This window comes from Streptoverticillium olivoreticuli subsp. olivoreticuli (assembly GCF_003391135.1).
GTDB lineage: Bacteria > Actinomycetota > Actinomycetes > Streptomycetales > Streptomycetaceae > Streptomyces > Streptomyces blastmyceticus.
Genome location: NZ_CP031455.1, coordinates 8,202,547 through 8,218,902 on the forward strand (window position 1 = coordinate 8,202,547; position 16,356 = coordinate 8,218,902).

Below are 16,356 nucleotides of genomic sequence, written 5' to 3' on the forward strand. Positions count from 1 at the left end.
GAAGAGTCAGGTGTGAGGGGGCCGAAATGGCTGACGAAGAAAAGCTCCGCTATTACTTGAAGCGGGTGTCCGCCGAACTCGAGGCGACCCAGGAGCGGCTGCGCGAGGCGGAGGAGCGGCGCACGGAACCCATCGCCATCGTCGGGATGGCGTGCCGGTTCCCGGGCGGCGCCGACACCCCGGAGCGGCTGTGGGAACTGCTGGCGGCCGGCGGGGACGCGATCGGAGAGTTCCCGCGGGACCGCGGATGGGGCACCGGGCCCCAGGACGGCGCGGATCAGGAGCCGACGGAAGGCCCGTACGCCCGGACGGGCGGATTCCTGCACGGCGCCGCCGAGTTCGACCCGGGCTTCTTCGGGATCTCGCCGCTCGAAGCGCTGGCGATGGATCCGCAGCAGCGGCTGCTGCTGGAGACCTCGTGGGAGGCGATCGAGCGGGCGGGCATCGATCCGGCCGCTCTCAAGGGCACCGACACCGGGGCCTTCCTGAGCACCAGCTACCAGGAGTACCTGGCCCGGTTGCAGCAGACCGGATCGGTCGTCGAGGGATTCCTGCTGTCCGGAAGCAGCGTGAGCGTGGCCTCCGGCCGGGTCGCCTACGTGCTGGGTCTGTCGGGCCCCGCGATGACGCTGGACACGGCGTGCTCGTCTTCGCTGGTGGCGATGCACCTGGCGGCGGACTCGCTGCGGCGCGGCGAGAGCTCCCTCGCCCTGGCCGGCGCCGCGACGGTCATGGCCACCGAGGTCATGTTCGAGGAGTTCAGCCGTCAGGGCGGGCTGTCGTCCGACGGCCGGTGCAAGGCGTTCGGTGCCGGGGCGGACGGCACGGGGTGGTCCGAGGGCGCCGGTGTGCTCGTTCTGGAGCGGCTGTCGGACGCCCACAGGAACGGCCATCAGGTGCTCGCCGTCATCCGCGGCAGTGCGGTCAACCAGGACGGCGCGAGCAATGGGCTGACGGCGCCGAGCGGTCCCGCGCAGGAGCGCGTCATCCGCCAGGCGCTCGCCGACGCGGGCATCTCGGCGGCCGACGTGGACGCGGTGGAGGCGCACGGTACGGGCACCCGGCTGGGTGATCCGATCGAGGCACAGGCGTTGCTGGCCACCTATGGCCAGGACCGGCCCGGCGACCGGCCGTTGTGGCTGGGCTCGCTCAAGTCCAACCTCGGGCACACCCAGACGGCTGCCGGTGTGGGCGGTGTGATCAAGATGGTGATGGCCATGCGCCACGGCGTGCTCCCGCGCACCTTGCACGTGGAGGAGCCGACGCCGCTGGTGGACTGGTCGGCCGGCGCCGTCGAGCTGTTGAACGAGGCGCGGCCCTGGCCGCGGACCGACCGTCCGCGTCGCGCGGGTGTGTCGTCGTTCGGCATCAGCGGCACCAACGCGCACATCATCCTCGAACAGGCTCCCCAGGAGCCGGACGCGCGCCAGGAGACGGTCGCCGGTGGCGGCCTGGTGCCGTGGCTCCTCTCGGGCCGCACGGAGGCGGCCCTGCGCGCCCAGGCGCGACGGCTGCGCGAACACGCCGCCGGGCAGGAGCCGTTGGACGCGCGCGCGATCGGCCGCGCCCTGACGACGACCCGGTCGGCCTTCGAGCACCGGGCCGTGGTCCTCGCCGACCACGCCGATGCCTTCCTCGCCGGCCTCGACGCGCTGGCCGACGGGCAGCTGCCGGACCACGTCGTCACCGGCGTCGCGCCGGGGAGGCCGGCCAAGGGGAAGATGGCGTTCCTGTTTACCGGGCAGGGCAGCCAGCGGGCGGGCATGGGACGCGACCTGCACGCCGCGTTCCCGGTCTTCGCCGAGGCCCTGGAGGAGGCCGCGGCACACCTGGACGGGCACCTCGACGAGCCGCTGCTGCGGGTGATGTTCGCGCCCGACGGCGACCCGCTCGCCGGGCTGCTGGACCGCACGGACTACGCCCAGCCGGCCATCTTCGCCTACGAGGTGGCGATGTTCCGCCTGCTGGGGAGCTGGGGCGTGCGCCCCGACATCCTGGCCGGCCACTCGCTCGGCGAACTGTCCGCGGCCTGCGTGGCCGGTGTGCTCAACCTGCCGCAGGCGGCCGCCCTCGTCGCCGCGCGCGGGCGCCTCATGCACGCCCTGCCCGCCGGCGGCGCGATGATCGCCGTGCAGGCGGCCGAGGAGGAGGTCCGCGCGAGCCTCGCGGGCCGGGAAGGCGCGGTGGACATCGCCGCGCTGAACGGCCCCACGTCGGTCGTCCTCTCGGGCGACGAGGACGCGGTCACCGAACTCGCCGCCCACTGGGCGGCGCGGGGCCGCAAGACCAACCGGCTGAAGGTGAGCCACGCCTTCCACTCCCCGCACATGGACGCCATGACCGAGGAGTTCGGCCGCGTCGCCGCGGGCCTGTCGTACGGGCCCCCGCGGATCCCGGTCGTCTCGGACGTCACCGGCGAACTGCTCGACGCGCGCCAGGCCCAGGACCCCGCGTACTGGGTGGACCACATCCGCCGCGCGGTGCGCTTCCACGACCAGACGGTCCGTCTGCAGCGGTACGGGGCAGGCGCCTTCGTCGAGGTGGGCCCCGACACGGTGCTCGGTCCGGCGGCCCAGGGCTGCCTGACGGCCGGACCCGGCAGGACCGCGCCCGTGCTGGTGTCCGTCGCGCACGCCGACCGCGCCGAGGTGCCCGCGCTGCTCACCGCGCTGGCCACGCTGCACACCCGCGGCGTGGGCGTCGACTGGCGGGCGTGGTTCGGCGACGGGCCGTGCCCGGGCGACCTGCCCACCTACGCGTTCCAGAAGCAGCACTACTGGCCGTCGGGCCCCACCGGGTGGCAGGCCGCTCCGGCCCGCTCCGCTCCCGTACCGCCCCGGGCGGACGCGGACGAGGGCGGCCGGGCCGGGCACGCCGCGGCGCTGCGGGCGCTGCCCCCCGGTGAGCGGTACGACGCGCTGCTGCGGATGGTGCGCGGCGCGGCGGCCGCCGTCATGGGGCACGACGCGCCGGAGGCGGTGGAGCCGGAGCGGGGCTTCCTCGACCACGGCTTCGACTCGGTGATGGCCGTGAAGCTGCGCGACCGACTGGTGGCGGAGACGGGGCGGGAGCTGCCGACGACCCTGCTGTTCGACCACCCCACGCCCGCCGCCGTCGCCGACCACTTGCTGACCGTGTCGGCCGGGGCCGACAGGGTACCGCCGCTGTCCCTGTCGGACCAGCTCGACCGGCTCGAGGCCGACCTCGCGCTGCTGCCCGCCGACGACCGGCAGCGCGCCCGGATCACCGAGCGGCTCAAGGGCCTGCTCGCGGTCCACGCTCCGGACCGGAGCACCGGGAGCGACCGCGCCGAGGACCACGACGGGCTGGACACGGCGACCGACGACGAGATGTTCGAGCTGATCGAGAAGGAACTCCGCCGTGGATGAGAACAACGAGGCCAAACTCCGCGAGTATCTGCGGCTGATCACGGCCGACCTCCGGCGCACCCGCCGGCAGCTGGAGGAGGTCGAGGACGCGGCCCGCGAGCCGGTGGCGATCGTGGGCATGGCCTGCCGCTTCCCCGGCGACGTCGCCTCGCCGGACGACCTGTGGGAACTGGTGGCCGAGGGCCGGGACGCCATCACCGAGTTCCCCGCGGACCGGGGCTGGGACGTGGACGCCGTCTACGACCCAGAGCCGGGCACCCCGGGGAAGACGTACTCGCGCCACGGCGGATTCCTGAAGGACGCGGCCGGATTCGACGCGGCCTTCTTCGGCATCACGCCGCGCGAGGCGCTGGCCATGGACCCCCAGCAGCGCATGATCATGGAGGTGTCCTGGGAGGCGTTCGAGCACGCGGGCCTCGACGCGACCACCCTGCGGGGCGAGGAGGTCGGGGTCTTCGTCGGCTCCAACAGCAACGACTACCTGATCAACGTGCTCGACGCGCGGGACGTCGCCGAGGGCTTCATCGGGACCGGCAACTCCGCCAGCATCCTCTCCGGCCGGGTCGCCTACACCTTCGGCTTCGAGGGGCCGGCCGTGTCGGTCGACACCGCGTGCTCCTCCTCGCTGGTCGCGCTGCACCTGGCCGCGCAGTCCCTGCGCCAGGGGGAGTGCTCCCTGGCACTGGCGGGCGGCGCGACGGTGATGGCCACGCCGACCGGCTTCATCGAGTTCAGCCGCCAGCGGGGCCTGGCGCCCGACGGCCGCTGCAAGTCCTTCTCGGCGACCGCCGACGGCACCACCTGGTCCGAGGGCGCCGCCGTGCTGCTGCTGGCCCGGCTCTCGGACGCCCGGCGCCTGGGGTACCCGGTGCACGCGGTCATCCGCGGCAGCGCCGTCAACCAGGACGGCGCGAGCGCGGGGCTGACCGCGCCCAACGGCCCGGCGCAGCAACGCGTGATCCGGCAGGCGCTGGCCAACGCGCGGCTGACGGCGGACAGCGTCGACGCGGTGGAGGCGCACGGCACCGGCACCCCGCTGGGCGACCCGATCGAGGCCCAAGCGCTGCTGGCCACCTACGGGCGGGCCCGCGGGGCGGGCGGACCGCTGTGGCTGGGGTCGCTGAAGTCGAACCTGGGCCACACCCAGTCCGCGGCCGGCGCGGGCGGCGTCATCAAGATGGTGATGGCCATGCGGCACGGGGTCCTGCCCCGCACGCTGCACCTGACGGAGCCCACGCCCCGCGTCGACTGGTCCGCCGCCGACGTACGGCTGCTCACCGAGGCCCAGGCGTGGCCGGACACCGGCGAGCCGCGCCGGGCGGCGGTCTCGTCCTTCGGCGTCAGCGGGACCAACGCCCACGTGATCCTGGAAGGCCCGCCCGCGCCGGACGCGCCGGACGCCGGCTCGCCGCCGCCGTCGGGCCCACTGCCGTGGGTCGTCTCCGGCCGCAGCGAGGAGGCCGTGCGCGCACAGGCCGAGCGCCTGGTGACCCACCTGACGGCGCGTCCGCACCTGGCATCGGCCGACGTGGCCGCGTCCCTGGCCACCACTCGGGCGGCCTTCGAGCACCGGGCCGCCGTCGTCGGCCGGGGGCGCGAGGAGCTGCTGGCCGGTCTGTCGGCCCTGGCGTCCGGCGCCCGCGCGCCGGGCGTGGTCACCGGCCGCACCTCGCCGTCGGGCGGCAAGACGGCGTTCCTGTTCACCGGCCAGGGCAGCCAGCAGCCCGGGATGGGCCGCGAACTGGCCGCGTACAGCCCCGTGTTCGCCGACGCGCTGGAGGAGGTGTGTGCCCACCTCGACCGGCGCCTCGACCGGCCGCTGCGCGAGGTGCTCTTCGCCGCGGACGGCACCCCCGAGGCCGCCCTGCTCGACACGACGGCCTACACCCAGCCCGCGCTGTTCGCCGTCGAGGTCGCGCTGCTGCGGCTGCTGGAGGACTGGGGGCTGCGGCCCGACCTGATGGCCGGCCACTCGGTCGGCGAGCTCACCGCCGCGTACGCGGCCGGGGTCTGGTCGCTCGCCGACGCCTGCGCCCTGGTGGCGGCCCGCGGCCGGCTGATCCAGGAACTGCCCGCGGGTGGCGCCATGTTCGCCCTCCAGGCGACCGAGGACGAGGTGCGCGCCCAGCTCGCCGACGGCCCGGTCGGCCTGGACATCGCGGCCGTCAACGGGCCGGACGCCGTGGTGGTGTCCGGGGACGAGGCGGCCGCCTCGGAGCTGGCGCGCGGCTGGGCCGCGCGCGGCCGCGAGACCAAGCGGCTGCGGGTCGGCCACGCCTTCCACTCCGCCCACATGGACGGGATGACCGCGGCGTTCGCGGAGGTCGCGCGCGGGGTGTCCTACCGGGCGCCCGCCGTCCCCGTGGTCTCCACGCTCACCGGGGCGCCCGTCACCGACGAGCTCTGCCGCCCGGAGTACTGGGTGCGCCACGTCCGGGGGACAGTGCGCTTCCACGACGCCATCCGCGCGCTGCGTGACCGCGGGGCCACCGCGTTCCTCGAGGTGGGACCCGGGGGAGCGCTCACGGCCGCGGGGCGGCGGTGCCTGCCCGACGCCGCCCCCGAGACGTTCGTGCCCGTGCTGCGGCGGCGCGGGCCCGAGCCGGAGGCCGTGCTGACGGCCGTAGCCCAGGCCCACACCGTCGGCGTCCCACCGGAGTGGGACCGCCTGCTGCCCAAGGCCCGGACGCGCGTCGAGCTGCCCACGTACGCCTTCCAGCGCCGGCACTACTGGCTGGCGGGCATGGCGGGCGCGGGGGCCGCGCGGGCGACGCCGCCGCCCGCCTCCGGGACCCTCCCCTCCGAGAGCGCCTCCGGGACGCCGCCGCTGCCGCGACGGCTGGCCGAGGCGACCGAGGAGGAGCGCGGCAGCCTGCTGCTGACGGCGGTGCGCGAGCAGTCGGCCACCGTGATGGGCGGCGTCGACCCCGCACAGGTCGAGCCCGACCGCCCGTTCCTGGAGCTCGGCTTCGACTCCCTGATGGGGGTCGAACTGCGCGCCGCGCTCGCCGCCGACTGCGCGCTGACCCTGCCGCCCGGCCTGATCTTCGACCACCCGACGCCCGCCGCGCTCGCCGCGTTCCTCGACGAGCAGCTCGCCGCGGCAGGATCCGGCGCCCCCTCGGCCGCGGCACCCTCGCCGTACTCCCTGGAAGCGCTCTACCGCAACGCCAACACCCTCGACCGGCCCGAGGACGCGCTGGAGCTCACCAAGGTCGCCTCCCGGCTGCGCCCGGTCTTCCACAGCGTCGCCGAGGCGGGACAGGACCCCGTCACGGTGGAGCTGGCACCGGCCACCGACCGGGCGGGGCTGATCTGCTGCCCGGCGCCCGTGCCGCTGTACGGGGCGCAGCAGTACTCCCGGCTCGCCGCGGCCTTCCGCGGCACGCGGGGTGTCTCGGCCCTGCTCGCCCCCGGCTTCTCCCCGGGCGAACTGCTGCCGGACGACTTCGAGGTGATGCTGGACTTCCTCGCCGAGGGGATCCGGAAGCAGACCGACGGCGCGCCGTACGCCCTCCTCGGCCACTCCTCCGGGGGTTGGTTCGCCTACAGCCTGGCGGCCCGCCTGGCGCGCACCGGGCCGCGTCCGCAGGGCGTGGTGCTGCTGGACACCTACCTGCTGGACGACCCGGCGCTGCACCGCATGCAGCGCGAGCTCGCCCAGGGCGTCCTGGACCGCGAGGAGGACTTCGGGGCGATGACGGACGTACGGCTGACCGCCATGGGCAAGTACTTCGGGTTCTTCACCGACTGGGTGCCCGAGGACGCGGGCGTGCCGACCCTGCTGCTGCGGGCGTCCGAGCCGCTGGGGCAGGTCGTCGAGGGCCAGGAGTGGCGCGCCGACTGGAAGTTCGACAGCACTGTCCTCGACACGGAAGGCGACCACTTCGCCATGGTGCACGACTACGCGCCGCGGACGGCCCAGGCCGTGAACGCCTGGCTGTCGGGCCTCGCCGACGGCAGGGGCTGACCGATGACGAGTACACACACCGCGGGAGCCGCGCTGCCCGGCCGCTCGTGGATACGCCGGTTCCACCCGGCTCCCGAGGCCCCGGTGCGGCTGCTGTGCCTGCCGCACGCCGGGGGCTCCGCCAGCGCCTACTTCGCGCTGTCCAAGGAACTGGCGCCGGAGGTCGAGGTGCTGGCCGTCCAGTACCCCGGCCGGCAGGACCGGCGCGACGAGCCGCTGCTGGACTCCGTCGAGGCGCTGCGCGACGGGGTCGCCGAGGCGCTGACGCCGTGGCTGGACCGGCCGATCGCCGTATTCGGCCACAGCATGGGGGCGTTGCTCGGCTACGAGCTCGCGCGGCTGCTGAGCCGGGACGCGAGCGCGCCGCTCACCCACCTGTTCGTCTCCGGACGCGGGGATCCGGCGCGGGAGGTGGACATGCCGCTGGACGAACTGGACGACCGGGCGATGCTCGCGGCCCTGGACGACCTCGGCGGCACGGACATCCGATTCCTGGGCGACGAGGACGTGTTGCGGCTGGTCGCGCCGGCCATCCGCAGCGACTACCGCGCGGTCCGGACCTACCGCCACACGCCCGGCCCGCGCCTGCCGTGCCCTCTGACCGCCCTGGTGGGCGACACCGATGCCATGGCCCCGGTCGAGGAGGCCGACAAGTGGCGTGCGTACACGTCGGCGGATTTCTGCCTGAGCGTATTCCACGGAGGGCACTTCTATTTGGCCGAACAGTTCCGGAAAGTGGCCGAACTCGCGTACGATAGGCTCAGTTGCTCGCTCTCCGCGCAAGCGCTCGGCTGACGGATTCGACTGTTCTCTCCGTCCTGCCCGCCGTGTTCCTCAATTCACAGTGAAACGGCCGCGCGGCTTTTCTTCCGAAGTTCTCCAGATCCGGCACGAGTTTGTATCCAAACGGGGTTCTGCGTGCGAAATACTCTTTTCGAACTGGGTGACATACCTCCGATCGGCACCGTACCCGAGCAGATGTACGCCTCGGTGATCCGACGGGAACGCTACGGACCGCCCCACCAGGCGTTCCGGAACGAGATCGTGGACGTGCCCGAGGTGGGGCCCGGCCAGGCGCTGGTCCTCGTCATGGCCGCGGGCATCAACTACAACAACGTCTGGGCCTCCCTCGGGCAGCCGGTCGACGTGATCTCCGCGCGCCAACGACAGGGCAGACGCGAGGACTTCCACATCGGCGGGTCCGAGGGGTCCGGCGTGGTGTGGGCGGTGGGCGAGGGCGTCAGCCAGGTCGCGGTGGGCGACGAGGTGATCCTCTCCGGCTGCCAGTGGACGGAGACGGCCGCCGACATCCGGCTGGGCGCCGACCCCATGACCTCCGCCTCGCAGTCGGTGTGGGGATACGAGGGCAACTACGGCTCCTTCGCGCAGTTCGCCCTCGTCGACGACTACCAGTGCCACCCCAAGCCCCCCGGCATGACCTGGGAGGAAGCCGCCTGCTTCCTGCTCACCGGGGCCACCGCCTACCGTCAGCTGTGCGGCTGGCAGCCCCACGACGTGCGGCCGGGCGACCCGGTGCTCATCTGGGGCGGAGCCGGCGGGCTCGGCTCCATGGCCATCCAGATCACCCGGGCGCGGGGCGGCATCCCCGTCGCCGTGGTCTCCGACGAGGAGCGGGCCCGCTACTGCCGCGAGCTCGGCGCCCAAGGCACCATCAACCGCCTCGACTTCGACCACTGGGGGCGGCTGCCCGACATCGGCGACCACGAGGCGATGGGCCGCTGGACCGAGGGCGTACGGGCCTTCGGCCGGCGCTTCTGGGAAGTGCTGGGCGAGCGCAGGGCCCCACGCGTCGTCCTGGAGCACAGCGGCCAGGACACCATCCCGACCTCCATGTACCTGTGCGACAACGCGGGAATGGTCGTCATCTGCGGCGGCACCACCGGCTACAACGCCGACATCGACCTGCGCTTCTTGTGGATGCGGCAAAAGCGCCTGCAGGGCTCGCACTTCGCCAACCTCCGCCAGTGCCGCGACGTCATCCACATGGTCGCCACCGGACAGCTCGACCCGTGCCTCTCCTGGACCGGCGGCTTCGACGACATCGGCAAGGCGCACCAGCTGATGCACGACAACCAGCACCCCCAGGGCAACCAGGCCGTCCTGGTCAACGCGCCGCGCACCGGCCTGACCACGCTGTCCTGAACGACCTCCTGAACGCCCTTTTGAATCCCGGCCGTTCACCGGCCCGGGCGTGCCCGGAAAACCCCGAGAAACAGCGAACCGAGGAGATCACCATGGACCAGCTCGACATCCTGTGGAGCGAGCGCGAGATCCGTGCCGTGCTGCAGCGCTATTGCCGCGGGCTCGACCGCCTCGACGAGGAACTGCTCAAGTCCGCCTACCACGAGGACGCGTACGACGACCGCGGCGTCATCCGCGGCAACGCCCACGACTTCGCCAAGCAGATCGTCCCGCTCCTCCGCGAGGCGTACACCGGCACCTTCCACACCCTGCACGGCAGCACGATCGAGATCGACGGCGACACCGCGGGCGTGGAGACGTACTGCACCGCGTACCACTACCGCGACGGCGACGGCGTCCGGCGGGTGGAGCAGTATCCCGGGCGCTATGTCGACCGGTTCGAGCGTCGCGACGGCGTCTGGAAGATCGCCCGCCGGATCGTGCTGAACGAGCCGAGCCTCGTCCAGGAGGTGCCGCTCGACCCGGCCGAGGCCCAGGCCGGCTTCAACCCCTCCCGCCGTGACCCCAGTGACGCCAGCTACCAGGTGCTGCCGCTGCGCGGCCCGGACGCCCCCACGCTCTGAGCAGCACCAACCCGCCCCGCACCGCAAGGAGTTACCACCGTGTCCGACACCGAGCAGCAGCCTGCGCCCACGCTGCCGCGGCAGCGCACCTGCCCCTTCTCGCCGCCCCCCGAGCTGGAGAAGCTGCGCGGCGCCGATCCCATCAGCCGGATGCGGTTCGCCGACGACTCCGGCGGATGGCTGCTGACCCGTCACGCCGACGTCCGCGCCGCGCTCGCCGACCCGCGCGTCAGCTCGCACCCGGGCAAGGCGCCCCAGCCGTGGCGGAACCTGGCACCGGAGATGCGCGCCGAGCACTATCTGCCGGGCTTCCTGATCTTCATGGACCCGCCGGACCACACCCGCTACCGCCGCCTGCTCACCAAGTGGTTCACCATGCGGGCCATCCGCAAGCTGGAGCCCAGGATCGAGCAGATCGTCTCCGACGCGCTCGACGCCATGGAGGCCGGCGGCGGCCCCACCGACCTCGTCCAGTCCTTCGCGCTGCCGATCCCGCTGCTGGTCATCTGCGAGCTGATGGGCATCCGCTACGAGGAGCGGGAGGAGTTCATGGACATGGTCCTGCGACTCCAGGCCCTCGACGCCACCCCCGAGGAGCTCGGGGCCCTCGGCGCCAGGATGAACGAGTTCATGATGAGCCTGGCCGCCGCCAAGCGGAAGAACCCCGGCGACGACCTGCTCAGCCACCTCGCCCACGACCCCGACGCCGACCCGGCGCTGACGGACCTGGAGATCGCCGGCATCGGCGTGCTCATGCTGATCGCGGGGCACGAGACCTCCGCCAACATGCTGGGCATCGGCACCTACACGCTGCTCCAGAACCTCGACCAGTGGGCCCTGCTCCGCGAGGACATCGGCCTGATCGACCGGGCCGTGGAGGAACTGCTGCGGCACCAGACCATCGTCCAGCAGGGCCTGCCGCGCGGCGTCACCCAGGACATGGAGATCGCCGGCCACCAGGTGCGGGCCGGGGAAGCCCTGCTGGCCTCGCTGCCGGCGGCCAACCGCGACCCCGAGGTCTTCCCCGACCCCGACCGCCTCGACATCACGCGCGAGCACAACCCGCACGTCGCCTTCGGGCACGGCATCCACCTGTGCCTGGGCATGGAACTGGCCCGGGTGGAGATGCGCCAGGCCTGGCGCGGCCTCGTCACGCGCTTCCCCACCCTGCGCATGGCGGCGGAGCCCGAGGAGATCCGCTGGCGTGACGACCAGATCGTGTACGGGGTGTACAACCTCCCGGTGACATGGGACGGCGCCCAGTGACCGGGCCGGAGGCCGGCGTGCGCGCGTGCCCCTTCGGCGCCGGCGAGGCCCCCGCGTACCCCTTCCACGCCCCCGACCGGCTGGAGCCGGACCCGTACTGGGAGCCGCTGCGCCGCGAGCAGCCGCTGCAACGCGTCACGCTGCCCTACGGCGGCGAGGCCTGGCTGGCCACCCGCTATCAGGACGTGCGCACGGTCTTCGCGGACCGCAGGTTCTCCCGGCAGCTCGCCGTCGCGCCCGGCGCCCCCCGGTTCCTCCCGCACCAGCCGCCGCCCGACGCCGTCCTGAGCGTCGAGGGCCCCGACCACGCGCGGCTGCGCCGTCTGGTGGGGAAGGTCTTCACACCCCGCCGCGTGGAGGACATGCGGCCCCTCATCCAGCGCACCGCCGACGGGCTGCTCGACGCCATGGAGGAGATCGGGCCGCCCGCGGACCTGGTCGAGGACTTCTCCCTGCCCTTCGCCGTGTCCATGATCTGCGAGCTGCTCGGCGTGCCGCCCGAGGACCGCAAGCGGTTCTGCGCCTGGTCGGACGCGCTGCTGACGACCACCGCGCACACCCCCGCCCAGGTGCGCGACTACATGATGCAGATGCACGACTACCTCGGCGGGCTCGTCGCGCAGCGGCGGGTGCGGCCCACCGAGGACCTGATCGGCTCCCTGGTGACCGCGCGGGACGAGGAGGACAAGCTGACCGAGGGCGAACTGGTCCGGCTGGCCGAGGCCATCCTCATCGCCGGATACGAGACCTCCGCCAGCCAGATCCCCAACTTCCTCTACATCCTCTTCCGCCACCCGCACCTGCTGGAGCGGCTCAGGAACGACCACGACCTGATCCCCGACGCTGTCGAGGAACTGCTGCGCTTCGTGCCCATCGGCACCGTCGACGGATTCCCCCGGACGGCCACCGAGGACGTCGAGCTCGGGGGAGTCCTGGTCAAGGCCGGGGAGACGGTCGTGCCCTCGATGGGCGCGGCCAACCGCGACCCGGCCCTGTTCACCGACCCGGACGAGCTGGACCTCGCGCGGCGGCCCAACCAGCACCTGGGCTTCGGCGCCGGCCCGCACCACTGCCTGGGCGCCCAACTGGCCCGGGTGGAACTCCAGATCACGCTGACCACGCTGTTCCGCAGGTACCCCGGCCTGCGGCTGGCCGTGCCGGAGGAGAGCCTGTCGTGGAAGGAGGGGCTGATGGTCCGCGGCATGCACACCATGCCGGTCACGTGGTGAGGACACCGACGTCCTCATGAAGTCCCCGGCAGCCTTCCGACACCAGCGCACAGAGGGTGAAGAGACCGCAATGAACGCCATCGACGAATGGGAACACAGCACGAAGGAAGCGGGCATGGACCCCGCGGCCCTGAAACGGCTGACCGATGTGGTGCGGGCCAGGGGCGGCGCGGCGCAGCTGTGCGTCATGCGGCGGGGCACCGTGGTCCTGGACCGCTCGTTCGGCTGCTCCCCCGACTCCCTCTTCCTCGTCTACGCGGCCACCAAGCCCGTCGCCGCCCTCGCCGTGCACGCGCTCGCTGAGCGGGGCCTGATCGGGCTGGACGAGCCGGTGGCCGCGTACTGGCCGCGGTTCGCCCAGTACGGCAAGGGCGGGGTGACCGTCCGTCACGTCCTCCAGCACCGGGCCGGGGTGCCGGTCGGCCGTGGCATCGTGCGCACGATGCGCACCGCCGGTGACTGGGAGCGCTCGGTGCGCGACCTCGAACAGTCCCGGCCCAAGTGGCCGGGCGGCAAGGTCGCCGCCTACCACTTCATGAGTTTCGGGTTCATTCTCGGCGAACTCGTACAGCGTGTCACCGGGCGGTCGTTCCGAGATTTCGTGACTTCCGAGCTCTTCGCCCCACTTGGGCTGAATGATTTGCACATGGGATTGCCCGACGACGCCTGGGACCGGCATGTGCCTGCGCGGGCCGCCCATCCGTCCGAATGGCCCAACCAATGGATGAGCAACCGCCGCGGGTACCGCCAGGCCGTCATTCCCTCCGCGGGGCTTTCCGGAACTGCCGCACAAATGGCCCGTTTTTATCAGATGCTTATGGAAGGCGGATCGCTCGACGGTGTCCGCGTACTGCGGTCCGAAACTGTCGCGGAGGCCAGAAAACCGTCCAATGACGGCGGAATCGACGCTTCCCTCAAGCGTCCGGTCCGTTGGTCCCATGGATTCATGCTGGGCGGGCCGAGCCCGGAGCCGCGGGATCTGTCCAATGTGCTGGGCGGCGCGAGCGACGCGAGTGCCTTCGGGCACGCGGGCACCACGTCCAGCGTCGTATGGGCCGACCCCACGCGTGACCTGGTGTTCTCTTACCTGTCCAACATCCAGCCCGAGTTCGGGGCGGGCATCGGGCGGCTCCGCGAGGTCAGCGACCTCGCGCTCGGCGCCTGCGAGGCGGGCTGAGCCTCGCCGCCGCCGGACCGTGCGGGGACGGACCTCCTCCGGCGTCCCCGCACGGCCCTCGCGCGAAACCGGGCCGAACCGCGGCCGATCGCCCGGCGCGGCCGGTTATCGGCGAATGGTGTGAAACGTTCTTAACAGCCGGGTGCTCGGTGGCGGGTGATCTACCGCACAGCGCGGGGGCGCGTTTTCGGCAGTATCTTGATCTTGACGGGTGCCAATGCAAGCGGGTTATCCGTCATGGTTTTCCGTACTGTCGGAGCAGGTGACCCCGGAGGAGGGCCAGTGCTGAAATCGCCCAAAGGGATGGAATGCATAATTCCGCATTCTCCGCCCCAGGTGGGAATACTCGGCCCCTTGGAAGTCCGTTCCGCCGGAGATGCCGGAACGGGAGTATCGGTAAGCGGCATTCGGGTACGCGCATTGCTGGCCGCATTGACCGCGCGGATCGGGCAGGCAATGCCGACCGAGCGCATTCTCAAGGAAGTCTGGGCCGACAACCCGCCCGCCACCGACCGCAAGGCGGTGGCCGTGGCCGTCCTGCGGCTGCGCCGGGTCCTCGGTGACCACGAAGGGCGGTGGCTGCTCACCCGTCCCTCCGGGTACGTCCTGGACATCCCGCCGGACCACCTCGACGCCGTACGGGCGGAACGCCTGGTGCGGGAGGGGAAGGCGGCCCTGGCCGCGGGCAACCCGCGCACCGCCTCCCGGTATCTCACGCGCGCGCTCGCCCAGTGGCGGGGAGAGCCCTACGCGGACGCCAACGCCACCTCGAGCGTGGCCCAGCGCATCACCGAACTGGAAAGCCTCAAGTCCGAGGCCGTCCAGGCCCGCATCGACGCCAAACTCGAATTGGGCTACCACCAGGAGCTGATCGGGGAACTGCGCTCACTGACCGCCGCGAACCCTCTGCACGAGCCGCACTGGCTGCAGTTGATGCTCGCCCTCTACCGGTCCGGCAAGCAGGCCGAGGCGCTGGCCGCCTATATGAAGCTGAGGCAGGGCCTGGCCGAGAACCTGGGAGTCGACCCGGGCCGGCAGCTGCAGGAGCTGCACCTGCGCATCCTGCGTGCCGACGCCGGGCTGCTGACCCGGCCCACCGCCCGGTTCGACGCACCCCTCCCCGCGGTCTGAGCCCCTCGGGCGACTGTCGCCGGATGCGCTGCACGCGGATCGGCCACCTCGGGCTCTCCGGGACCGTCCGGAGTTCGCCACGGGAGGCACCCGGGTGTGCGAAGGCAGAACTGACGTGGTGCAAGATACGTTCGCGCTGGCCCACTTCCGGGGCCCGGCGCGATCGCGATCCGTCGGGACAGGCAGGTACAAGGTGATGAAGCGATACTCCGGGCTTCCGGCGGCGTGGGACGCCGTCGCCCCGCTCTCCGGAGGAGAGGGAGGACGCCGGTGAGTCGGGCTCTGACGCTGCACGACGTCATCGTCGCCGGCATCGCGGTGGCCGCCGGCCTGGCGGCGGCCCTCGTGCTGCGGGTGGTCCTGCGCTGGCTCGGCGAACGGGCCCGCAGGACCCGGTGGATCGGGGACGACATCATCGTCGACGTGCTGCGCACCCTCGCCCCCTGGGGTGCCGTGGCGGCCGGCGTGGCCGCGGCGGCCGCGACCCTTCCGCTGACCCGGCCGGTCGGACACGTCGTCAACGAGGTTCTGACGGCGTTCGTCATTCTGACCGCGACGTTCACCGCTGCCCGTGTCGTCAGCGGGCTGGTGCAGTCGGTGGCGCAGGCCAGGTCCGGAGTGGCCGCGTCGGCCACGATATTCGTCAACATCACGCGCATCGCGGTCCTGGCGATGGGCTTCCTCGTCATCCTGCAGACCCTCGGCATATCCATCGCGCCCCTGCTCACCGCCCTCGGCGTGGGCGGTCTGGCGATCGCCCTGGCCCTGAAGGACACGCTGGCCAACCTCTTCGCGGGCGTGCACATCCTGGTGTCGAAGACGGTCCAGCCCGGTGATTACATCCGGCTCAGCGGCGGTGAGGAGGGCTATGTCGTCGACGTCAACTGGCGCAACACGGTGGTGGAACAGCTCTCGAACAACCTGGTCATCATCCCGAACGCCAAGCTCGCCGGCACGAACATGACCAACTTCAGCCGGCCCGAGCAGAAGCTGTCCGTCACCGTGCAGGTGGGCGTCGGCTACGACAGCGACTTGGAACACGTCGAACGGATCACCATCGAGGTCGCCGAGACGGTGATGAGGGACGTCAGCGGAGCCGTTCCCGACCACGAGCCGGTCGTCCGGTTCCACACGTTCGGGGACTCACGGATCGGCTTCACGGTGGTCCTCGGAGTCGGCGAATTCAGCGACAAATACCGCATCAAGCACGAGTTCATCAAGCGACTGCATCAGCGGTACCGCGCCGAAGGCGTCCGGATCCCCGCTCCCGCGCGGACCGTCTCGCTGCAGCAGGGCGCGGAGGCGGTGATCCCGCACCCCCGCACGTCCCTCGACGCCCTGCCGGACCGCCCCGGCATCCCGGGCTGAGTCCCGCCCCGGTTGCCGCGGGGCCGATCGTGCGCCCGCT

Annotated in this window: 9 protein-coding genes and 1 pseudogene; all 10 read left to right on the forward strand. The window is 72.4% G+C overall.

The window, feature by feature from the left end; genetic code table 11:
• Positions 1–65 precede the first annotated feature (65 nt).
• The 10 genes and pseudogenes from DXZ73_RS35525 to DXZ73_RS35570 all read left to right on the forward strand — a co-directional run bounded on the left by DXZ73_RS35525 (position 66) and on the right by DXZ73_RS35570 (position 16,316).
• Positions 66–3,389 (forward strand): type I polyketide synthase, encoded by a 3,324-nt coding sequence (locus DXZ73_RS35525; RefSeq protein WP_425315938.1) that lies wholly within the window; start codon positions 66–68, stop codon positions 3,387–3,389.
• A 40-nt stretch (positions 3,390–3,429) separates the two neighbouring features.
• A pseudogene (locus DXZ73_RS35530) lies at positions 3,430–7,359 on the forward strand (type I polyketide synthase); the annotation flags it as partial.
• A gap of 3 nt (positions 7,360–7,362) precedes the next feature.
• The gene (locus DXZ73_RS35535; protein WP_116215040.1) at positions 7,363–8,154 is read left to right on the forward strand and encodes a thioesterase II family protein; all 792 of its coding nucleotides are present in this window, start codon (positions 7,363–7,365) and stop codon (positions 8,152–8,154) included.
• 123 nt (positions 8,155–8,277) lie between these two features.
• Positions 8,278–9,522, forward strand: a complete 1,245-nt coding sequence (gene ccrA / locus DXZ73_RS35540) for a crotonyl-CoA carboxylase/reductase (RefSeq protein ID WP_116215041.1) — start codon at positions 8,278–8,280, stop codon at positions 9,520–9,522.
• A gap of 92 nt (positions 9,523–9,614) precedes the next feature.
• Complete coding sequence (locus tag DXZ73_RS35545; RefSeq protein WP_116215042.1) at positions 9,615–10,145, forward strand: nuclear transport factor 2 family protein; 531 nt, start codon at positions 9,615–9,617, stop codon at positions 10,143–10,145.
• Between the two features lie 39 nt (positions 10,146–10,184).
• A complete protein-coding gene (locus DXZ73_RS35550) occupies positions 10,185–11,411 on the forward strand; it encodes a cytochrome P450 (RefSeq protein WP_240351641.1) in 1,227 nt (408 codons plus the stop codon).
• Entirely contained in the window at positions 11,393–12,640 is a 1,248-nt protein-coding gene (locus tag DXZ73_RS35555; RefSeq protein WP_116215043.1) for a cytochrome P450, read from the forward strand. Before DXZ73_RS35550 ends, DXZ73_RS35555 begins: the two co-directional genes overlap by 19 nt.
• A gap of 70 nt (positions 12,641–12,710) precedes the next feature.
• Complete coding sequence (locus tag DXZ73_RS35560; RefSeq protein ID WP_162890454.1) at positions 12,711–13,817, forward strand: serine hydrolase domain-containing protein; 1,107 nt, start codon at positions 12,711–12,713, stop codon at positions 13,815–13,817.
• A gap of 303 nt (positions 13,818–14,120) precedes the next feature.
• Positions 14,121–14,948: an AfsR/SARP family transcriptional regulator gene (locus DXZ73_RS35565; RefSeq protein WP_275898606.1), complete on the forward strand. Its 828-nt coding sequence runs from the start codon at positions 14,121–14,123 to the stop codon at positions 14,946–14,948.
• A gap of 270 nt (positions 14,949–15,218) precedes the next feature.
• On the forward strand, positions 15,219–16,316 hold the full coding sequence (locus DXZ73_RS35570; protein ID WP_116215046.1) for a mechanosensitive ion channel family protein: 1,098 nt from the start codon (positions 15,219–15,221) through the stop codon (positions 16,314–16,316).
• Positions 16,317–16,356: the final 40 nt, after the last annotated feature.